The sequence below is a fragment of the Chitinophaga pollutisoli genome (genome assembly GCF_038396755.1).
GTDB classification, from domain to species: Bacteria; Bacteroidota; Bacteroidia; order Chitinophagales; family Chitinophagaceae; genus Chitinophaga; species Chitinophaga pollutisoli.
The window spans coordinates 3,157,483-3,176,658 of record NZ_CP149822.1 but is presented as its reverse complement, the minus strand read 5'-3'; the positions used below and the strand labels follow the sequence as shown (position 1 = coordinate 3,176,658).

The following is a 19,176-nucleotide window of genomic DNA, read 5'->3' as shown; positions in this document are numbered from 1 at the left end:
AAATGAAGATTACTGAATTATCGATAAAAAGGCCAACGGTTGTGGTGGTGCTCTTCACCATCCTGACGCTGCTGGGGCTGCTCGCCTACAAGTCGCTGAACTATGAGCTGCTGCCCAAGTTCTCGTCGCCGATCGTGACCATCGCCACCGTATACCCCGGCGCCTCCCCCTCCGAAGTGGAAAGCACCGTGACCAAAAAAATCGAGGACGCCGTTGCCTCGATGGAAAATATCAAGAAACTGACATCCAAGTCTTCCGAAAGCCTTTCATTGGTAACGGTGGAACTGAATAACGACGCGGACGAAGACATCGGCCTGCAAGACGCGCAAAGGAAGGTGAACGCCATCCTGGCCGACCTGCCCGGCGATGCCAAACCGCCGTCCCTCAATAAATTCTCCCTCGACGACCTTCCGATCATGACGCTTTCCGCGACCTCCAAAATGGACGACCGGAAATTCTTCGACCTGATCGACAAGCGCATCCAGCCGATGCTGTCACGCTTGCCCGGTGTGGCCCAGATCTCGATGATCGGCGGCCAGGAAAGGGAAATCCAGATCAACGTAGATCCCAGGAAACTCGAAGCGTACAAGCTGTCGATCATGCAGGTGCGCCAGATCGTAACCAATGCAAACCTCGACTTCCCGACCGGTAAGGTAAAAACCACCGATCAGCAAATCCTCGTCCGCCTCGCGGGTAAATACAAAGATGTGGACCAGCTCCGCGATCTCGTACTCTCCACCACCGCTTCCGGCACCCAGGTGCGCCTCGGCGATGTGGCGGATGTGCAGGATGCTTCGAAAGACGCAGAGCGCCTCGCCCGTGTAGACCGTAACGCGTCTATCGCGCTGCAGGTGCAGAAACAGTCAGACGCCAACGCCGTGACCGTTTCCGAAGAAGTGCAGAAAGCCATCGCGAAGATCGAAGCGGAATACGCAGCTGCGGGATTGAAAATCAAGATCGCGAACGACAACTCCGTCTTCACCCTCGAATCCGCCGACTCCGTGATCCATGACCTGGTGATCGCCGTGGTGCTGGTGGCCGCGGTGATGATGCTGTTCCTGCACTCCATCCGTAACGCCATTTTCGTGATGATCTCCATCCCCGCGTCGCTGATCGCTACGTTCATCGGCATGCAGTTGTTCGGCTTCTCGCTGAACCTCATGTCGCTGCTCGGCCTTTCGCTCGTGGTAGGTATCCTTGTGGATGACGCCATCGTGGTGCTGGAGAATATTTACCGGCACATGGAGATGGGCAAGAACAAAGTGCGCGCAGCGTTTGATGGGGTGAAGGAAATCGGGTTCACCGTAACTTCCATTACCCTCGTAATCGTGGTGGTGTTCCTCCCGATTTCACTGACAAACGAACTGGTGAGCAAGATCCTCCGCGAATTCTGCGTGGTAGTGATGATCTCCACGATGCTGTCGCTGCTGACCTCGTTCACTATCGTGCCTTTGCTGGCTTCCCGCTTCGGTAAGCTCACGCATCTCACCGGCAGGAACTTCTTCGAGAAATTCATTTTATGGTTTGAAAGACAACTCGATAAATTCACTTCCTGGATGACCAACACCCTGAAATGGGCACTGGCGCATAAAACGATCACGCTCGTGGGTTCCCTCGTGCTGTTGATCGCTTCGTTCCAGCTGGTGGGCCGTGGTTATATCGGCGGTGAGTTCATCCCGAAAGGCGACCGCGGTCAGTTTATCGTGATGCTCGAAATGCCGAAAGACGCATCCCTCGAACAAACCAACCAGGCGACCCTCAAAGCGGAAGCTTTCCTCGAGAAGAAAAACGAAGTGGTATCGCTGATCACCACCGTGGGCCAGACGTCGGAAGACGGTTTCGGCACCTCGCAATCTACTGCCTATAAATCGGAAGTAACCGTGCAGCTGGTGGATCTCCACAAACGTGAACCGGCGGACATCCTCGCTTCCAAAATCAAAAAGGAACTGAAAGAAATCCTGCCCGGCGTGAAAGTGAAAACCACTTCCGTGAGCATCATGGGTACCGCTGAGCGTGCCCCGATCGATGTGATCGTGATGGGTACCGATCTCGACAGCGTGTTTAAATTCGCAAAAGCGGGTATGGCAGAGCTGCAGCAAATCGAAGGCGCCACAGAGGTGAAGCTTTCCGTGGAAGAAGGCAACCCCGAAATCAACGTGCAGGTAGACCGTGATAAGATGTCGGCCCTCGGCCTCACCCTCGAAAACGTGGGTGGTACGATGCAGACGGCTTTCAGCGGTACGGCAGACGACTCGAAGGTGAAATTCCGCCAGGGTGAATATGAATACGACATCAACATCCGTTTCGGCGACTTCAACCGCCGCAACATCCAGGACGTTTCCAATATCGATTTCAAGAACGACAAAGGCGAACTGGTGAAACTGGCGCAATTCGCGACCATCACCGAAGGTTCCGGTCCGAGCCGCCTCGAGCGCCGCGACAAGAGCACGTCCGTTTCCATCCAGAGCCAGGTGATGGGTAAACCCGCCGGTACCGTAACGCAGGAGTTCGTGGCCAAGCTGAACCAGCTGGAAAAGCCCATGGGCGTGAGCTTCGTGCTTGGCGGCGATGCGGAGAACCAGGGCGACTCCTTCTCTACCCTCGGCGTAGCGCTGCTCATTTCCATCATCATGGTGTACCTGATCATGGTGGCGCTGTACGACAACTACATCTATCCCTTCGTGGTGATGTTCTCGATCCCGCTGGCGATCATCGGTGCCTTGCTGGCGCTGGCGTTGACCAACAACACGCTGAATATCTTCACCATCCTGGGTATGATCATGCTGATCGGGCTCGTGGCGAAGAACGCGATCATCCTTGTAGACTTCACCAACCAGATGAAGGAAGAAGGCCAGAGCACATACGACGCGCTGATCCACGCCAACCACGCCCGTCTCCGCCCGATTCTCATGACCACCATCGCGATGGTGATCGGTATGTTGCCGATCGCATTGGCGACAGGCGGTGTGGCTTCGACCAAGAACGGTCTGGCCTGGGTAATCATCGGTGGCCTGATCACCTCGATGTTCCTCACGCTGATCGTGGTGCCGGTGATCTACTATGTGGTAGACAAGGTGATGGCGAAGTTTGGCATGGGACGTATTTCCAAGAAGCGTTACATCCGCCAGCGGATGGTGGCGCCTACGGAAACGGAAATGGAAGCGCGGGATTTGCAGTCCGCCTCCATGATGAACTGATAAAATACTTGCATAAGTGATAATAGTGTTACAAACAGTATAACAGTTGTAGGTTTAACTAAATGGCCGGGATATTCTTATCCCGGCCTTTCGTTTTTGGTGCAAGTATGTGGGAGGAAATTATCCTTTGATGATTTTGTTATAGGAGCTGGTGATGCCTTTGATGAGGGAGGAGCTGAAGCCCTGGTGTTCCATTTCGTTGAGTCCGGCGATGGTGCAGCCTTTGGGGGTGGTCACCTTATCGATTTCGGCTTCCGGGTGGCGGTTGCCTTTGATGAGCAGTTCGGCGGCGCCTTTAACGGTTTGGGCGGCGATGAGGTTGGCGGTGGCGGCGTCGAACCCGATTTCGATACCGCCCTGGATGGATGCGCGGATGAAACGGAGGGCGTAGGCGATGCCGCAGGCGCCGAGCACGGTGGCGGCGTCCATGAGCTTTTCGTCGATGGCGACGGTAACGCCCAGCTGGTCGAACATTTCCTTCACGAAAGCGGTTTGTTCTTCGGTGACGTTGCGGCCGCAGATGCAGGTGATGGATTCCTGTATGGCGATGGCGGTGTTGGGCATGGCCCGGAAGATGGGCAGGCCGGGGAGGGTGATTTTTTCGAGGTCATCGAGGAGGACGCCGGTAACTACCGAGATAAGGAGTTGTTTTTCGGCGTCGAAGCTGGCGCGGAGTTCGGTGAGGACTTCTTTAACGTTGTATGGTTTGAGGGCCACTACCACCACGTCTGCTTCGCGGATGGCTTTTGCGTTATCGGATTCAACATGAACGCCCTGCTCGCGCAATGCGGCCAGGGTAGCGACGTTGCGCTTGGTGACGGTGATTTCTCCCGCTTTGGAGAAACCGCTTTTAAGGAGGCCTTCCGCGATGGCGGACCCGAGGTTGCCGCCGCCGATGATGGCGATTTTCTTGCCTGACATAGTCTACTGATTTGGAAGAGTAAGGTACGGTAAAACCCCCGTTCCTGCAAACCCTCCTGAAAATGAGAAGGCCCCCGGTGAAGGGGGCCTTCGTCAGACAACATCAAAAAATATGACCATTCCTGATGACTCAGGCGTTAATCCAATGTTACGTGGCTCCAGTTTTCGCCGCTCTTGATCCGGTACAACTGCATTTCGCTGATGGAAAACTGTTCGGCGATCTGCTTCATCGTTTTGCGCCCCGGCTTATGCAGCAGGCGCTTGATGCTTTTCACCTTGGCGATGTTCAGTTTCAGCCCTTTGGTGCGGTGGCGCTGAAGCTCCTTGTACGCCAGCTTGGCCGGGCTGTTCTGCTGGTGCTGCTCCATTTCCTCCTTGGTGGCCCATCGGAGGTTATTGATTTTATTATTCTTTTTATCGTAGTCGAGATGAATGACGTATTTCTGCGAGCGGCTGGTTTTGGGAATGAACAGGCGCGCCACTTCGCGGTGCAGGTAGAGGGACTGGTACGTGTCTGCAGGCTTGATGTTGAGAACAGTGTAGCCTTCCACGGTGGACCCGTTTAAAAGGCGGCCCTCTTCTTTGCTTTCCTGGTAACTCATTACTCTTCCCATATTGGAAACCGCGTAGCGTTTACGCAGGGCAGATTTGTTTTTAATCTGCAAGTCTTTCCAGACCTCATTTTTCAAATTTTTGATTGTGGCCATTGTGAAAGCAATTTATATGGTTCATTTCTGGGGTCAGTCCGGAACGTCACATGTCAGTTCTCTTTCCGGAAGGTTTGCTGTTGCTTCTATGCCAGCCAATGGGGCCATCGTCCGCTCAAATATATGATCTTTGTACTGATATGCTACGGCATCAAGGACCGCTTCGATCCCTTCCGCTGTATTGCAAGTTACTAATTGTGAACGGAATTCCTTGATATGGGGCAGGCCCTTCAGGTAATTCGTGTAATGCCGTCTCATTTCGAGGATGCCGACTACTTCACCTTTCCATTGGATAGAGCGGCGGAGGTGCTCCTTGCAGACGTCTACCCGCTCGGCAACGGTAGGCGGCGGCAGGTGGCGGCCGGTGCGCATGTAATGTTTGATCTCGTTGAATATCCAGGGGTAACCGATGGCCGCGCGGCCGATCATCACCCCATCTACCCCATATTTCTCCCTGGCGGCAACCGCCTGTTCGGGCGTGCAGATGTCGCCGTTGCCGAAGATGGGGATCTGGATCCGGGGGTTATGCTTGACTTTACCGATAAGCGTCCAGTCGGCATGCCCCTTGTACATCTGCGTACGGGTGCGCCCGTGGATGGTGAGGGCTTTGATGCCGACGTCCTGGAGCCTTTCGGCGACTTCTTCGATGTTTTTGGTGTCGTCGTCCCACCCGAGGCGGGTTTTGACGGTAACGGGTAGTTTTGTGGCCTTTACGACGGCTTCCGTGAGGCGGACCATCTTGGGGATATCTTTGAGGATGCCGGCGCCGGCGCCTTTGCAGGTGACTTTTTTAACGGGGCAGCCGAAATTGATGTCGAGCAGGTCAGGGTTGGCGGCTTCCACGATCTGGGCGGCCATGGCCATGGGCTCTTCGTCGCCCCCGAAAATCTGGATGCCGACGGGGCGCTCGAACTCGAAAATGTCGAGTTTCATGCGGCTTTTAATGGCGTCGCGGATGAGGCCTTCCGAGGAAATGAATTCCGAATACATGAGGTCGGCCCCTTCGCGTTTGCACACCGCCCTGAACGGCGGATCGCTAACATCTTCCATGGGCGCCAGCAAAAGCGGAAATTCACCCAGTTCTATATCTCCAATTTTCACCATATTAAAACAGCCTGTCAGAATTTTATCGGTCAAAACTGACAAATGCCCTGTAAATTTACGCAAATTTAGCACAGCGAAAGTATGATGGACTTTATACGGAAAGCTTCCCCGTTCGGGCAACTGGCGATTTTATTGGGACTGATGTCGGTATGCTTCATGGGATACGGGCTTATCATGACCGGGGTGTTCCCGGCTATCAGCGGAGGCTATACGATGATGCAATCGCAGGACCCCGCCGTGATGGCGATCCCTTCTGTAGCCGCGGCCCTTCGTATATCGCAGTTTTTGTATACGTTCACGGTGTTCCTGCTCCCGGGGGCTTTGTTTGCCCTGGCGATGGAGCGCCCGGCGCATTACCTGGGCCTGAACAAAGGGCTTCCCTTCCTCCAGCTTATTTTGTCGCTGCTCGTGCTCCTTTGCTCCCTGCAACTCGTTGGAGCGTCAGCCGACTGGAACAAAATGGTGGGGCTGCCGCAATCTTTCCACGACATGGAGAAGATGGCGGAAAAGCAGACCAAAGCCCTGTTGCAGATGCCCAACAGCTGGGCCCTGATCCGCAACCTGTTCCTCATGGCGCTCATGCCCGCTATCGCCGAGGAGGTATTTTTCCGGGGATGCCTGCAACGGGTAATACACAAACAAGTGCGCAACGGCTGGGTGGCCGTGATCATCACCGCCCTCATCTTTTCCGCTATCCACCTTCAATTTGTAACCTTCCTGCCCCGTGTGGTGCTGGGCTTCGTGATCGGCGCGGTGTTCCTCGTAACGGGGAACCTCTGGATGGCCATCGCGGCGCATTTCCTGAACAACGGCATGCAGGTGGTATTGTTTTATCTTTACCAGAACAAACTCATCAGCAAAGACCCCGCCGCCGAAGAAGCGGTGCCGTTCTACCTTGCCATATTCAGCGCCGTGATCACGGGGCTCCTCATCTGGAGGCTCGCGCAACGCGCCCGGCAAAACGGCTATAACTGGCGGACGGCGGAGGTCGAGGCAAAAAACTGATACTATGGAAAAAGACTGGGTAAAAGTGTACGCGAGCAACATCGCCTACGAATCCGAAATCATCCGCGGCATGCTCGTGGAAAACGGCATTGAAGCAGTGATCGTTCCGCGGCAAGACTCCTCCTTCGTGACCATGCTGCCGGGTATGGACGAAGTATATGTGCACAATTCCAACGAGGCACAGGCCAAACAGCTCATCGCCGAAAGCCGTCCCGAACCCGGAACAACGGAATAAGCCGGGGTCGGTACACCCGGTTTCACTTTAATTCAACACATGAAGACTTTCATTACGCGGACCATCACCGCCCTGTTTTTCGTGGCCATTATGCTGGGAGGCATTTTATGGACACCCCTATCCTTCTTCCTCCTGTTTTTCCTGGTCAATTTCTTCGCATTGCAGGAGTACGCCAAACTGGTCCGGCATATCGACGCGGACTACACGGAAATTTCTTCCTGGCACCGCTACGGCGCGCTGATCGCCGGATGCGCCATGATGCTGGCGTTCACCGGTTCGAATTTCGAGCGGAACGGGCTGTCGCTCGGGGAAATCGGCTGGGCGATGTCTTTCATATTCATCCTGATATTGCCGTTGGGGGAAATCCTCATGGGCAAAACGTTCTCATTGAAAACGATCGGTTATTCCCTGCTGGGGCTGATGTATGTAACGGTTCCCTTCGGCCTCCTGGCAGATCTGCGCTTTACGGAGGTGCCGGGGTACCACGCGCCGGGATATCTCATTCCGTTGTTGCTCATCTGCTTTATCTGGATCAACGATACCATGGCGTATATCGTGGGCTCCCTCATCGGCCGGACGCCTTTTGCTCCCGCCATTTCTCCCAAGAAGACGATCGAAGGCACCGTGGGCGGGATGATTCTCGCCGTGGCCGCTGCGGGCGTTTTCGGGCATTTCTGGGGGCATCAGTGGTTGCCGCTGCAGCACTGGATCGCGCTGTCGGCCATCGCGGCGGTGTTTGGCACGGCGGGCGATTTGCTGGAGTCGCGGCTGAAAAGGCTGGCCGGAGTGAAAGATTCGGGGAACATCATGCCGGGGCACGGCGGTTTCCTCGACCGCTTCGATTCCCTGCTGGTGGCCGCGCCTTTCGCCTGGATCTACGTCAGCCTCTTTGTCCGATAAACATTTTTCTTCATACCTTCGTACCGCCTTATTAAAGGGCCAGATAAAAATCTACTGAATCATGACGATCCATCGTGAGGGCAAAGCTACCATCGCCCTAACATTCGCCGTACTGGCGCTGCTCAACATCGCAGTGTTTTATTTCCTTTACGATTCGCCGGTAATGTGCTGGACGATTTTGGGAATCTCCCTCGTGTTTTTCCTGTTCATCGTATCGTTTTTCCGCATCCCTTCCCGCGAGATGCAATTCGACGAGAAGCTGGTGATCGCCCCGGCCGACGGCAAGATCGTGGTGATTGAGGAAACCGTGGAAGGGGAATACTTCAAGGATAAGCGCCTCCAGGTGTCCATCTTCATGAGCCCCGCCAACGTCCACGTAAACCGCAACCCCATCAGCGGCAGCGTGAAGCTGAGCCAATACCACGCGGGCAAGTACCTCGTGGCCTGGCACCCTAAAGCATCCACGGAAAACGAACGCCATACGGTTGTTATCGGCAACGGCAAAACCGACATCCTGGTACGCCAGATCGCCGGCGCCCTCGCCCGCCGCATCGTGAATTACCTCAAGCCCGGCATGGAAGTGAAACAGAATATGGAGATGGGTTTCATCAAATTCGGCTCCCGCGTGGACATCTACCTGCCCGTGGGCACCAAAGTGAACGTAAACCTCGAACAGATCGTGCGCGGCGGGCAAACGGTGATAGCGGAACTGGCTTGATAATTTTTTAACGTTTCTTTTCCAAACGGAAAGCGTATCTTCAATTACACAAAAGCACCGCATGAAGCAATTCTTTCTGATGCTGTCCGCCGCAGCGCTCCTCGCCGGCCCCGCCCTCGCCCAGGAAAAGCCTGGGGCAAAAAAGAAGGCTCCCGCCCAAAAGGAAGAAGCCTGCAACAAGGGTAAAGACGCATCCTGCTGCAAACAGGAAACCGCCGCCAAAGGCAAATCCTGCTGCATGCCGATGCCTTCCAGGGCAGAAGCCGCTAAAGCAGCCGCCAAAAAGAAAGCCGCGGAAAAAAGTTAGTAAATTTTGCAGCCATTATATTGGGAAGTCCCGGTAGCATATGTTACCGGGATTTTTTATGGCCCTACAGGATATTCTTCAGCTCCGACAGCGTTTTGATCGTGTAAGTGGGGGTAACGCCCGCCTGCACTTCGCCCGGCGCGAAATACACCTGGTCCATTCCTGCCTGTTGCGCCCCGAGGATATCCACTTCCAGCGTGTCGCCGATCATGATGCTGTCGGCCGCCGTGGTGTTGGACAATTGCATGGCATAATCGAAGATCGCTTTATGCGGCTTCAGCATGCCCGCGCTTTCGGAAGTCACGATATGGGTGAAATAGTGCCCGATCTTTGAATTTTCCAGCTTCAGTTTCTGCGTTTCCTCAAAACCGTTGGTGATCAGGTGGAGCGGGTATTGCCTGTCGCGGAGGTAGTCGAGCACTTCGATGGTATCGGGGAAAAGGGCGGTTTTGGTGGGGAGGATTTCGAGGAACCGGTCGCTGAGGGTTTGGCAAAGGGCGTCGTCGCAGCGTTTGAATTCCAGGAAAGTTTGGGTGAAACGTTTGATGCGGAGCTCGTTACGGTTGATGTAACCTTTGCGGAAGCGGTCCCACAATTTTTCGTTGATACCGGAATACACGGTGAAGAACTCGGTGTACGAGGGGATGCCGATGCCGGCGAGGTCATGCGCGTCGTACAATTCCTGCAAAGTGGCGTTGGAGTTGGCTTCAAAATCCCAGAGCGTATGGTCCAGGTCAAAAAAAATATGTTTATATCTCATGATGGGTCCGTTCGTTGGCTAACTGTAGTGAAGGGCAAAGGTACGACAAATCCATTTTTCCCTTATTTTGGCATATTAAAAGGGTATTAACACTACAACACACGGTATGTTTGCAATCATTACAGGCGCCAGCAAAGGCATCGGGAAAGCGGTAGCGGAGAAGCTGGCGGCGGAGGGATTTGATGTAGCGATCTGTGCACGGAATGTGCAGGCGCTGGACGAAACGGCTGCGGCCATCCGGCAGCAAAGCCCCCGGGCCAAAGTGCTGGCCCTGCCGGTAGATATGGGCGACAAACAAGCGGTGCTCAGCTTCGCGGCAGCCGTTCGCGGGGAATTCGGCGAAGTGCCCGATATATTGGTGAACAATGCGGGGATCTTCGTGCCTGGCGCGGTGCATGAGGAGGAAGACGGGCATCTCGAAAAGATGATGGCCGTGAACCTTTACAGTGCGTACCATCTTACCCGTGCCTTCATCCCCGCCATGAAAGCCGCGAAGAAAGGACATGTATTCAACCTGTGCTCCACGGCCAGCCACAAGGCGTACCCGAACGGGGGATCGTATAGCATCACCAAATTCGCCCTGCTCGGTTTTTCGAAAAACCTGCGGGAAGAAATGAAACCCCACGGCGTGAAAGTCACCTCCATCAGCCCGGGCCCCGTGCTCACTGCCTCCTGGGAAGGGTTCGAGGGCCCGGCGGACCGCCTCATGGAGCCGGCAGATGTAGCGTCTATGCTGTGGGCGGCCTATCATCTCAGCCCCCAGGCGGTGATCGAAGACATTGTGATGCGCCCCCAGCTCGGGGATCTCGGATAGCGGCGGAAGTCACCCCAAAGCCTTTGCTGTAGCCGTTTTCAACCTGTTATTTTAACTTACTTTTAACTTGCCCCCGGAATGCTCCGGCCCGGCATTGGTTAAATTTGTCATAGATGAAGTTTTATACCGCCAGATTGAGAAAACAATTCGTTTTGTTCATCGCCGCGTTGCTGACGGCAGCGGCGGCCCATGCCCAGGAGTTCCGTTTCACCACGCAGGTCAACACCAACGTAGTGGCGCAGGATGAATATTTCCAGGTGCAGTTCACGCTCGTCAACCCCGCCAACCTCAGCGATTTCAGGGCGCCCGCGTTCAACGGTTTTTCCGTAATGCAGGGGCCCGCCGTGCAGCAGGGCATGTCTAACGACAATGGCCGTGTCACCACATACGTGGCGTATTCTTATACCCTGGCCCCAACGGCGCCGGGGAACTTCACCATTCCAGGCGCCACGGCGCGCGTGGATGGGAAAACCGTCCGCAGCAACCCCGTCAACATCGAGGTCACCCGCGCCGGCGCTCCCGTGAAACCGCAACCCCAGCAGGCGCAACCGAATTACCCGCAGCGCCGCTATCCCGGCGAAGCGCAGCCGGGCGTGCTCCGCCCGGGCGATGATCCGAAAGAACAACTGCGGAAGAACGTGTTCGTGCGCGTGGACGTGGATAAAACAAACGTGTATGAAGGTGAACAGATCACCGCCACGTATAAACTGTACACCCGCCTGCCCACGAACTCCAGCGTAACGAAAGTGCCCGCGTTCAAAGGGTTCTCCGCCAAGGATATGGACATTCCCAATCCGCCGCGGCCCACCGAAGAAGTGGTGAACGGCGTTCCCTTTAACGTTTTCATCATCCGCAAAACCCTCCTTTTCCCGCTGCAATCCGGCGAGCTGGAACTGGACCCCGCGGAAGTGGATAACCAGGTTCATTTCGTGAAGATCGGCGGTCAGCGCCGGCGCCCTGCCACCAATGATCCCTTCGGCCGCGATGTGTTCGAAGATTTCTTCGCGGACGATCCCTTGTTCGGCAATACCGAATACGAAGTGGTGCCGTACCGGATCCAGAGCCCCGTGGTGAAAGTGCAGGTAAAACCCCTGCCCGCCGAGGGCCGCCCCGCCAGCTTCAACGGCGCGGTGGGCCGCTTCACCATGAATGCCACACTCGATAAAAATCAACTCAGCACCGACGATGCGCTGTCGCTGAAGGTGGCTATCAGCGGGCAAGGCAACGTAAACCTGCTGAACGCGCCGCCGCTGAACATCCCGCCGGGCTTCGAGAAATACGATCCTTCCGTTACCGACAATATCGAGAAAAACAGCAATCCCCTCAGCGGCAGCCGCACGTTCCAGTACGCGCTTATGCCGCAGGAAAAAGGCGATTACAAATTGCCGCCCGTTGAGTTCTCCTATTTCGATCCTGCCGCGAAAGCTTACAAAACCCTCACTTCCGAGCCCTTCGACGTGCATGTGGTGCAAGGCAAGGAAGTGAAGCGCGAAAAAGCCGACTTCGGCAGCCAGACGGAACTGGCGGGCATCCGCCCGGGAGCCGGCGACTGGAGCAAGCAACGCCCGTTCTTCTTCGGCAAGCCCCTGTTCTGGATACTTTTCCTCCTGCCGGCGCTGGCGATCGCGGGTGTTGCGTACTACCGCCGCCGCGAAAAGTACATCAACTCCAACGCCGCCCTCCTGCGCCACCGCCACGCCAACAAAGTAGCGCTGAAGCGGCTGGAGCTGGCGGCACGATATCTCAAAGAAGGAAAAGACAAAGCATTCTACGAAGAAACTTCCCGCGCGCTGTGGGGATATCTCAGCCATAAGCTCCGCATCCCCATGGCCGAAATTTCCAAACAACGGGTAGAAGACAAGCTGGTAAAGCTGGGCCTCAGCGATTCCGCGAAAGAACAACTCTTTGCGCTGGCCGACCGCTGCGAGCGGGCGCTCTACGCGCCGGGCGATTCCGTGGAATTGCGCCAGGGCGCTTACCAGGAAGCCGTTGAAGTCATCACCAACATCGAAAACGAAATCAAAGGACGGGCGTAAGCCGCCGGAAAAACAGCCATATGCAACCATTCATCTCTTACTGCGCCCGCCTCTTCGTGATATTGATCCTTGCCGGTACTGCCGCCAAAGCGCAGGCCCCCGCGCTCTTCGCCGAAGGCAACCGGCTGTATGAGCAGCAACGCTTTACCGACGCCGCCGCAAAGTACCAGCAACTCATCGACTCGGGGTACCAGGTGGCGGATCTTTACTTCAACGCCGGCAACGCTTACTACAAATCGAACCAAACCGGCATGGCGGTATACAGCTTCGAGAAAGCGCTCCGCCTGCAACCCGGCGACGAAGCCACGGAGCGCAACCTCGCCATCGCCAACCAGAAAGTAGGCAGCAACGTGGAAACGCTTCCCCTGCTCTTCTTCGAACGCTGGTGGCTGCAATGGCAACAACTGCACACGCCCGCCGGGTGGGCCAACTGGAGCATCGCCTGGGGCTGGATATTTTCCGCACTCATCATCGCTTTCTTCTTCTTCCCCGTACCGGGAAAAAATACCTCCGCTGGGCGCTCATGGTGGTGGGTATCATCCTGCTCGGCTACTTCTCCATGGCCGCGTGGACGCACAATCAATCGTTCGACAGTACCGACGCCATCGTAATGCACGACGCCGTGAAAGCCAAAGCCGCGCCCGACGACGGCGCCAAAGACCTCTTCGAACTGAAGGAAGGCATGAAGGTAAAAATACTTGACGCTACAAGCCAGTTCGGTAAAGTGCAGCTGACCGACGGCAAAACCGGCTGGGTGCCGGTGAACGAGATCAGGCGGTTATAACTTCTCTATTTTTTCCAGGAATTCCTGTTTGCGGTTGCGGGCCACAGGCACGCTCCGGCCGTCGGCCATCACGATGTCGCCGCCGTCGCCCTTGATGTATTTGGACATGTGGGCGAGGTTGACGATGAAGCTGTTATGCACGCGGAAGAATCCCTTGTCGCGGAGCGTATCGTCTACGTCTTTGAGCGCCATGCAGATCATGACCGGTTTGGGGGATGGATGGAGGAACACGCGGGTGTGGCTGCCTTCCGATTCGCAATAGAGAATATCTTTTACGGGTATCATGCGGAGGCCGTCGAAAGTAGGCAGGGCGATGCGTTCGAACTGGGGGAGCTGTTCGCGGAGGAGGCGCAGGATGGTGTCTGCCTGCGGGCTGGCAGCAGGGTGGTGCACCACGGCTTTATGGACGGCCTGGATGAGATCTTGTTTGTCGATGGGTTTGAGGAGGAAGTCGAGCGCGCTGTGGCGGATGGCTTTGAGGGCGTAACGGTCGTGCGCGGTGGTGAAGATGACGGAAAAGCGGCGCCATTCGCAGTTTTCGAGGAGGGAGAAGCCGTCTTCCCCCGGCATTTCCACGTCGAGGAAAACGAGGTCGGGCTGATGTTGCAAGATGGCTTCCCGCCCTTCGTCGGCGGAGCCGCAGCAGGCTACCACGCGCAGTTCCGGGCAGTAGTGGTTGAGTTGCATGCGCAGCACATCGCGGCAGTGCGCTTCGTCGTCGATAATGATCGTTTTCATCAGGGTATAGATACGGTGGTTGATATGGTTTTGAAAGCAGTAGGGTATATTCAAATTTACTTAAAAATCCGGGCTTCGGGCGCTACTTCGTCGTACCTGACATCTGGCAGGCGAAAGTGGGTGTAGGTGCCTGTGCGCTGGTGGTGCTCGTCGTATTTGTGCCCGGAGGTGATGTTGGCGTGGGTGTGGTAGCGGTGGTTGATCCAGTGAAGGCGTTCTCCTGCCACGGCGATAGCCGGCGTTTTCTGCTGGTGCTGGTGGAAGGCGTTGTGGCGGGCGATGCCGTTGTCTTCCAGCCTTACGAACATGCCATCATTATCGCGTCCTACTTCGATTTTGATAAACCCTTTGCCCTCTTCGCGTTGCAGCAGGCGGTTCCAGATGGCGTTTTGCACGTAGGGCTGGATGAGGAAGGGCGGGATGAGGACGTTCAGCGGCGGGTGGCCGGGGAGTAATTGGATATCATAATCGAACTGGCCTTCGAAGCGGAGGGTTTCGAGCTGGAGGTAGAGGTCGAGGGTTTCGAGGTCTTCTTCCAGGGTGATCCATTCGCGGCTGCTGTGTTCCAGCGTCATGCGCAGGAGGCGGCTGAAGCGGGTGAGGTACGACGAAGCCAGGTCGGTGCTGGAAGAAAGGATGAAACTATGGATGGCGTTGAGGCTGTTGTAGATGAAATGCGGGTTCATCTGCGTCTGGATCGTTTGCAGTTCCAACGAGGCTTTGCCGCCCTGGAGGCGGTATTGATCCTGCATGCGGCGGCGCATCCGTCTTTCCCGCCACCAGAAAGCACCTGCAACGAGGGCTCCCGTGAGGAAGAAAAGGATGGTCAGCGTTACAGCGGTACCCGGGAAAAACGATGGCGCAGGCGGGAGAACCGTTGGATAAGCATGCGATTGAACCGTGGCATTAGCGGGGTTAAGCATATCTGATTCCTAAACCGCCCAAATATAGGCTGCTGCCCCGCTCCGGAAAAGAGGGAAGTAATAGGCGGCGGCGGCCAACGGAAAATCGGCGTTCTTGCGGGGTTATCTGGCGAAAGGGGGATCAGCCGTCGGTAAACTTGTACCCTACCCCGCGAACGGAATGGAAATAACGGGAATTGCGGCTGTCTTCCTCGAAGTACTTCCTGAAATTGAGGATGAAGTTGTCGATGGTACGGGTCGTAGGATATACGTTGTAACCCCAAACCACCTGCAGGATCTTTTCACGGGTCACCACCTCGCCTTTGTTCTCGATGAGCAGCTTCAGCAGCATGGTCTCCTTTTTAGACAGCTCGTGGTGCTTACCATCTTTCCCCACACATTCCTGCGCGGCGAAATCGATCATATTATTCCCAAAACGGTAAACGTTGGGAACGCTGTCCTTGTCCTGTATCTTCTTGTTTTTGACGATGAGCTTTTCCACGCGGAGGAGCAATTCCTCCAGGTTGAATGGCTTGGTCATATAGTCGTCTCCTCCCTTCTTGAGCCCCAGCACGCGGTCGGCGCTGCTGTTCTTGGCGCTGAGGAAGAGGATAGGCACTTCGTTGTTCTGTATCCGGATATTCTCGCAGACCGCCAGGCCGTCCATCTCGGGCAGCATGATGTCGAGTATGATCAGGTCGAAATACTCGTTTTTGACGGCTTTGAGGGCGCTGGTCCCGTTATCTACCGCTGTAACCTCATAACCCTCCAGCTCCAGGTTGAGTTTTAATGCTTCCTGCAGGTTCTCTTCGTCTTCTACGAGCAAAATTGATGCTTTCGTCGCTTCCTTCATAAATGCATTTGGTGAATGGTGAACGGTAAATGCTTTTCCGGTGATTGCCTAAAATTACGTACAACCGGTTAATTTTATACAGGTTGGGGGGAATAATCCTGCCATCTGATCTCAAAACACGTGCCTTTCGGCAAGTTGTCATCCACAATGATGGTCCCGCCGTGCTGTTCCACGATCTTCCGGGTGAGGTAAAGGCCCAGCCCGGAGCCCTTCGACTTGCGGGTATTCTCGTTCCCGATGCGGTAGAACTTCATGAAAATCTTGCTCCGCTCCGCTGCGGGGATGCCTTCTCCCTCATCACGAACCCGCATCAGCAGGTCGTTCTGTTCGATCCCGAGGCTTACCCTGATCTCCGTCCCCTTTGGCGCATACTTCACCGCATTCTCCACCAGGTTGTTCAGCATCAGGGTTATCATAAACTTGTCCGCCTCCATGCCGATCCCCGGTTCGATGGCTGACACTATGTCGTGACTTTGTATCCGGTCGCGCAGTTCCTGGATGGCCTGTTCCAGCAGCTGGCTCAGGTCCACCGGCTCAAAAAACGGCTGCGACTTCTGGTGCTCAAACTGGGAAGCCAGCAGGATGTTGTTGCACAGCTGGTCGAGCCGGTTTGTTTCCCGGATGGTGGCGCTGAGCATTTTATGCTGCTTCTCTTCGTCGAGTTTATGTTTCCGGAGCGTTTCGAGGTTGAGTTTGACGATGGCGATGGGGCTCTTCAGCTCGTGCGTAACCGCCATCATGAAATTCTGTTGCTGCTGCTGGAGCCGCATCTGCTTCCACACGGCGCGGTACACGATCACGGCGCCGGCGAGGATGACGATGAGGAAGATGGTGCCTTCCCCGATGTACTTCAGCGTCCGCATGCGCTCTTCGTGATGGAGGCGCTGCATTTCGGTCATAAAAGCCGAAGGCTCGCTGAGCTGGTGCATCTGGTGCGTCAGTTCCAGCTGCTCGTAATGTGCGATCTGCCGCGACTGCTGGTGCAGCAGGATGCCCCACCAGAAGAGCTGTACCACGGTGTACACCAGCACGAAAATGTAGATGCCGGTGATCATCTTCTTGCCCGGCAGGGCTGTTGTCGCTTGTTTCATCCCTATTTCCGCGGAGCGGCTTTTTCCATGCGCAGGCCCACGCTGAGCATATCGGGCAATGGGTTCTGGCGCATGTTCTGCTCGAATGTGAAACGATAGGTGCCGGCCCTGGGAAGGATCGCGTGCTGCTGGATGGGAATACGGTGCTCGAAGATATCGTCGAGGCCGCTGCCCAGCCATTTACCGTAGCTGTCGGCCAGGGGCAGTTCCACCCTCCGGGTTTGCGGCAGGCTGTCGCCGGGCATTTGCGTGCTGACGATCAGCCAGAGATTGTTGTACGGATAGGCGTCCGTATGGCGGACGTTAACGTACAGGTTGTAATAGAACGCCGTGTCTTCCGCGGCGAGCGTGACTTCATATTCAGGTTTGAAGGAAGCGTCCCAGTTGGATTGCGGGATGCTCCTGTTTTTCTCGAAGGTATCCAGCTTCGGCGGCGAGCAGGCGAATGCGAGCAGGCTGATGGCGAAGCAGGCGGAGCGAGATATCGTCGTGCGGATCATATGCTTGTTTAGAGTACGTTGAGCACCTGCTCTTTGGCTTTTTCCAGCTCGTCTTTCATCATCACTACCCATTGCTGGATGCCGGCGTCGTTGGCTTTGGAGCCGGTAGTGTTGATTTCGCGGCCGATCTCCTGGAGCACGAAACCCAGTTTCTTGCCCTTGGCGGGCTCGGCTTCGTTGAGGATCTCCTTGAAGTAGCGGCAGTGGTTCTGCAGGCGCACCAGTTCCTCGGAGATGTCGAGCTTCTCCAAATAGAAAATGAGTTCCTGTTCCATGCGGTTGCCGTCGACGTTCTCTTTGCCAACGTATTCGGCCAGGAGGGTTTCGAGCCGGGTGCGTACTTTCTCTTTGCGGAGCGGGTCCAGCTCGCGGACTCTTTCGGTGTAAAGCAGGATGTTATCGATACGAAGCAGGAGGTCTTTCTCCAGCATCAGCCCTTCGTCGACGCGGTGTGCGTCCATTTCCGCGACGGCTTTGCGGACGATGGCGGCTACTTCATTCCATTCGTTTTCGGTGATCTGTTCGGATGCAGGGGATACGACTTCAGGGAGCTTCATGAGCACGTTGAGCATATCTTCCTGCGGGATGGCGAGGTCGCGCGCCATGCCGGAGATGGCTTCGTAATAGTAACGGGCGAGCTCGGTGTTGATAACTACAGGGCGGCTGGCGCCGTTTTGTTTGATGTTGATCGTGGCGTCGAGGGTGCCGCGTTGCAACTCCGATTGAAGGATGTTGCGGATATCGAATTCGTAGGGTTTCAGTAAGGGGGACATTTTGAGATTCACTTCAAATTGTTTCCCATTGAGCGATTTGATTTCGGCCACAATGGTCGTTTCTCCCCGGGTTACCTCCGCACGGCCGAAGCCGGTCATGGATTTCAGCATATTATCTGTTTATGTGACAAACCTAGTCAATTATTGTCATATTTCGGCGCGGGCTACCAGCGTGTTAGCGGAAGAGTGCGGCATCAAACGCTTTCTTGTCGAGAACGGTCATATCGCCCGGCTGCATGCCCCGGATATCGAGGCGGCCGATGCGGTAACGGATGAGCCTCAACGTGGGGAAGCCCACAGCGGCCGTCATCTTCCTCACCTGCCGGTTCTTGCCTTCGGTGAGCACCAGCCGTATCCACGGCGCGGGAATATGCTGGCGGAAACGGATAGGCGGATGGCGGTCGGGTACTTCCGGCGGCGCGTCAAACAAAGAAGCCTTCGCGGGTTTAGTGCGGAATGGCTTCCCGTCGACCGTGATCGTAACACCTGCTTCGAGCCGGCGGATCGCTTCGGGCGTCACCGCGCCGTCGACCTGCACCCAATATTCCCGTTCGTGCGCCTGCGAGGGTTGCAGCAGGCGCTGGTTGACGGATTTGTCGTTGGTGAGGATCAAAAGCCCTTCGCTGTCGTAATCCAGCCTTCCTACCGGGTACACATCCTTCGGCACATCGAAGAAGTCGGATAAAACGGCTTTATCCCCTTCTTTCCCGAACCGGGTTAACACCTGGTATGGCTTGTAAATGGTAAAATAGCGAAGGTTCACGCTCACTGCTTTGGTTAAGGGCCTGTAAATTAGTAATTTTGCCGCATCCTTAGCGATTTTATGGCACC

The 19,176-nt window shown here is 55.6% G+C and carries 21 protein-coding genes; 10 read left to right on the top strand and 11 right to left on the bottom strand.

Annotated elements, in window-relative coordinates; all coding sequences use genetic code 11:
- The first annotated feature begins 2 nt into the window (after window positions 1–2).
- Window positions 3–3,197: an efflux RND transporter permease subunit gene (locus tag WJU16_RS13155; protein WP_341833959.1), complete on the top strand. Its 3,195-nt coding sequence runs from the start codon at window positions 3–5 to the stop codon at window positions 3,195–3,197.
- A gap of 120 nt (window positions 3,198–3,317) precedes the next feature.
- Here WJU16_RS13155 and proC read toward each other — a convergent pair whose 3' ends face one another.
- From proC to dusB, 3 genes are all read right to left on the bottom strand, one after another.
- Window positions 3,318–4,118, bottom strand: coding sequence for a pyrroline-5-carboxylate reductase (gene proC / locus WJU16_RS13150; protein ID WP_341833958.1), 801 nt, complete (start codon window positions 4,116–4,118; stop codon window positions 3,318–3,320).
- Window positions 4,119–4,255: 137 nt separating this feature from the next.
- Complete coding sequence (locus tag WJU16_RS13145; protein ID WP_341833957.1) at window positions 4,256–4,825, bottom strand: HNH endonuclease; 570 nt, start codon at window positions 4,823–4,825, stop codon at window positions 4,256–4,258.
- A 33-nt stretch (window positions 4,826–4,858) separates the two neighbouring features.
- Window positions 4,859–5,929, bottom strand: a complete 1,071-nt coding sequence (gene dusB, locus WJU16_RS13140) for a tRNA dihydrouridine synthase DusB (protein ID WP_341833956.1) — start codon at window positions 5,927–5,929, stop codon at window positions 4,859–4,861.
- Window positions 5,930–6,010: 81 nt separating this feature from the next.
- Here dusB and WJU16_RS13135 point away from each other — a divergent pair, with 81 nt between their 5' ends.
- The 5 genes from WJU16_RS13135 to WJU16_RS13115 all read left to right on the top strand — a co-directional run bounded on the left by WJU16_RS13135 (window position 6,011) and on the right by WJU16_RS13115 (window position 9,094).
- On the top strand, window positions 6,011–6,934 hold the full coding sequence (locus WJU16_RS13135; RefSeq protein ID WP_341833955.1) for a CPBP family intramembrane glutamic endopeptidase: 924 nt from the start codon (window positions 6,011–6,013) through the stop codon (window positions 6,932–6,934).
- 4 nt (window positions 6,935–6,938) lie between these two features.
- Entirely contained in the window at window positions 6,939–7,169 is a 231-nt protein-coding gene (locus WJU16_RS13130; RefSeq protein WP_341833954.1) for a putative signal transducing protein, read from the top strand.
- A gap of 39 nt (window positions 7,170–7,208) precedes the next feature.
- Window positions 7,209–8,069: a phosphatidate cytidylyltransferase gene (locus WJU16_RS13125; RefSeq protein ID WP_341833953.1), complete on the top strand. Its 861-nt coding sequence runs from the start codon at window positions 7,209–7,211 to the stop codon at window positions 8,067–8,069.
- Window positions 8,070–8,130: 61 nt separating this feature from the next.
- Window positions 8,131–8,787 (top strand): phosphatidylserine decarboxylase family protein, encoded by a 657-nt coding sequence (locus WJU16_RS13120; protein ID WP_341833952.1) that lies wholly within the window; start codon window positions 8,131–8,133, stop codon window positions 8,785–8,787.
- A 61-nt stretch (window positions 8,788–8,848) separates the two neighbouring features.
- Window positions 8,849–9,094, top strand: coding sequence for a hypothetical protein (locus WJU16_RS13115; RefSeq protein WP_341833951.1), 246 nt, complete (start codon window positions 8,849–8,851; stop codon window positions 9,092–9,094).
- A gap of 64 nt (window positions 9,095–9,158) precedes the next feature.
- Here WJU16_RS13115 and WJU16_RS13110 read toward each other — a convergent pair whose 3' ends face one another.
- Window positions 9,159–9,854: a YjjG family noncanonical pyrimidine nucleotidase gene (locus tag WJU16_RS13110; RefSeq protein WP_341833950.1), complete on the bottom strand. Its 696-nt coding sequence runs from the start codon at window positions 9,852–9,854 to the stop codon at window positions 9,159–9,161.
- A gap of 106 nt (window positions 9,855–9,960) precedes the next feature.
- Here WJU16_RS13110 and WJU16_RS13105 point away from each other — a divergent pair, with 106 nt between their 5' ends.
- From WJU16_RS13105 to WJU16_RS13090, 4 genes are all read left to right on the top strand, one after another.
- Window positions 9,961–10,668, top strand: a complete 708-nt coding sequence (locus WJU16_RS13105) for an SDR family oxidoreductase (protein WP_341833949.1) — start codon at window positions 9,961–9,963, stop codon at window positions 10,666–10,668.
- A 113-nt stretch (window positions 10,669–10,781) separates the two neighbouring features.
- On the top strand, window positions 10,782–12,704 hold the full coding sequence (locus WJU16_RS13100; RefSeq protein WP_341833948.1) for a BatD family protein: 1,923 nt from the start codon (window positions 10,782–10,784) through the stop codon (window positions 12,702–12,704).
- A 20-nt stretch (window positions 12,705–12,724) separates the two neighbouring features.
- The gene (locus WJU16_RS13095) at window positions 12,725–13,315 is read left to right on the top strand and encodes a tetratricopeptide repeat protein (RefSeq protein ID WP_341833947.1); all 591 of its coding nucleotides are present in this window, start codon (window positions 12,725–12,727) and stop codon (window positions 13,313–13,315) included.
- A complete protein-coding gene (locus WJU16_RS13090; RefSeq protein ID WP_341833946.1) occupies window positions 13,228–13,488 on the top strand; it encodes an SH3 domain-containing protein in 261 nt (86 codons plus the stop codon). The genes WJU16_RS13095 and WJU16_RS13090 overlap by 88 nt, the downstream gene beginning before the upstream one ends.
- Here WJU16_RS13090 and WJU16_RS13085 read toward each other — a convergent pair.
- The 7 genes from WJU16_RS13085 to WJU16_RS13055 form a co-directional block, all read right to left on the bottom strand.
- The gene (locus tag WJU16_RS13085) at window positions 13,483–14,226 is read right to left on the bottom strand and encodes a LytTR family DNA-binding domain-containing protein (RefSeq protein WP_341833945.1); all 744 of its coding nucleotides are present in this window, start codon (window positions 14,224–14,226) and stop codon (window positions 13,483–13,485) included. The genes WJU16_RS13090 and WJU16_RS13085 overlap by 6 nt on opposite strands.
- Before the next feature lie 56 nt (window positions 14,227–14,282).
- Window positions 14,283–15,149, bottom strand: coding sequence for a histidine kinase (locus tag WJU16_RS13080; protein WP_341833944.1), 867 nt, complete (start codon window positions 15,147–15,149; stop codon window positions 14,283–14,285).
- A gap of 121 nt (window positions 15,150–15,270) precedes the next feature.
- Entirely contained in the window at window positions 15,271–15,981 is a 711-nt protein-coding gene (locus WJU16_RS13075) for a response regulator transcription factor (RefSeq protein ID WP_109695708.1), read from the bottom strand.
- A gap of 74 nt (window positions 15,982–16,055) precedes the next feature.
- On the bottom strand, window positions 16,056–17,072 hold the full coding sequence (locus WJU16_RS13070) for an ATP-binding protein (RefSeq protein WP_341833943.1): 1,017 nt from the start codon (window positions 17,070–17,072) through the stop codon (window positions 16,056–16,058).
- A gap of 2 nt (window positions 17,073–17,074) precedes the next feature.
- On the bottom strand, window positions 17,075–17,572 hold the full coding sequence (locus tag WJU16_RS13065) for a gliding motility lipoprotein GldH (protein ID WP_341833942.1): 498 nt from the start codon (window positions 17,570–17,572) through the stop codon (window positions 17,075–17,077).
- Window positions 17,573–17,580: 8 nt separating this feature from the next.
- Window positions 17,581–18,456: a YicC/YloC family endoribonuclease gene (locus tag WJU16_RS13060; protein WP_341833941.1), complete on the bottom strand. Its 876-nt coding sequence runs from the start codon at window positions 18,454–18,456 to the stop codon at window positions 17,581–17,583.
- 64 nt (window positions 18,457–18,520) lie between these two features.
- The gene (locus WJU16_RS13055; protein WP_341833940.1) at window positions 18,521–19,108 is read right to left on the bottom strand and encodes a pseudouridine synthase; all 588 of its coding nucleotides are present in this window, start codon (window positions 19,106–19,108) and stop codon (window positions 18,521–18,523) included.
- Between the last annotated feature and the right edge of the window lie 68 nt (window positions 19,109–19,176).

Bases quoted from the DNA above. Each gene is read 5' to 3' on its own strand.
- WJU16_RS13155 (WP_341833959.1), top strand. From the start codon at position 3: ATGAAGATTACTGAATTATCGATAAAAAGGCCAACGGTTGTGGTGGTG.
- proC (WP_341833958.1), bottom strand. From the start codon at position 4,118: ATGTCAGGCAAGAAAATCGCCATCATCGGCGGCGGCAACCTCGGGTCC.
- WJU16_RS13145 (WP_341833957.1), bottom strand. From the start codon at position 4,825: ATGGCCACAATCAAAAATTTGAAAAATGAGGTCTGGAAAGACTTGCAG.
- dusB (WP_341833956.1), bottom strand. From the start codon at position 5,929: ATGGTGAAAATTGGAGATATAGAACTGGGTGAATTTCCGCTTTTGCTG.
- WJU16_RS13135 (WP_341833955.1), top strand. From the start codon at position 6,011: ATGATGGACTTTATACGGAAAGCTTCCCCGTTCGGGCAACTGGCGATT.
- WJU16_RS13130 (WP_341833954.1), top strand. From the start codon at position 6,939: ATGGAAAAAGACTGGGTAAAAGTGTACGCGAGCAACATCGCCTACGAA.
- WJU16_RS13125 (WP_341833953.1), top strand. From the start codon at position 7,209: ATGAAGACTTTCATTACGCGGACCATCACCGCCCTGTTTTTCGTGGCC.
- WJU16_RS13120 (WP_341833952.1), top strand. From the start codon at position 8,131: ATGACGATCCATCGTGAGGGCAAAGCTACCATCGCCCTAACATTCGCC.
- WJU16_RS13115 (WP_341833951.1), top strand. From the start codon at position 8,849: ATGAAGCAATTCTTTCTGATGCTGTCCGCCGCAGCGCTCCTCGCCGGC.
- WJU16_RS13110 (WP_341833950.1), bottom strand. From the start codon at position 9,854: ATGAGATATAAACATATTTTTTTTGACCTGGACCATACGCTCTGGGAT.
- WJU16_RS13105 (WP_341833949.1), top strand. From the start codon at position 9,961: ATGTTTGCAATCATTACAGGCGCCAGCAAAGGCATCGGGAAAGCGGTA.
- WJU16_RS13100 (WP_341833948.1), top strand. From the start codon at position 10,782: ATGAAGTTTTATACCGCCAGATTGAGAAAACAATTCGTTTTGTTCATC.
- WJU16_RS13095 (WP_341833947.1), top strand. From the start codon at position 12,725: ATGCAACCATTCATCTCTTACTGCGCCCGCCTCTTCGTGATATTGATC.
- WJU16_RS13090 (WP_341833946.1), top strand. From the start codon at position 13,228: ATGGTGGTGGGTATCATCCTGCTCGGCTACTTCTCCATGGCCGCGTGG.
- WJU16_RS13085 (WP_341833945.1), bottom strand. From the start codon at position 14,226: ATGAAAACGATCATTATCGACGACGAAGCGCACTGCCGCGATGTGCTG.
- WJU16_RS13080 (WP_341833944.1), bottom strand. From the start codon at position 15,149: ATGCTTAACCCCGCTAATGCCACGGTTCAATCGCATGCTTATCCAACG.
- WJU16_RS13075 (WP_109695708.1), bottom strand. From the start codon at position 15,981: ATGAAGGAAGCGACGAAAGCATCAATTTTGCTCGTAGAAGACGAAGAG.
- WJU16_RS13070 (WP_341833943.1), bottom strand. From the start codon at position 17,072: ATGAAACAAGCGACAACAGCCCTGCCGGGCAAGAAGATGATCACCGGC.
- WJU16_RS13065 (WP_341833942.1), bottom strand. From the start codon at position 17,572: ATGATCCGCACGACGATATCTCGCTCCGCCTGCTTCGCCATCAGCCTG.
- WJU16_RS13060 (WP_341833941.1), bottom strand. From the start codon at position 18,456: ATGCTGAAATCCATGACCGGCTTCGGCCGTGCGGAGGTAACCCGGGGA.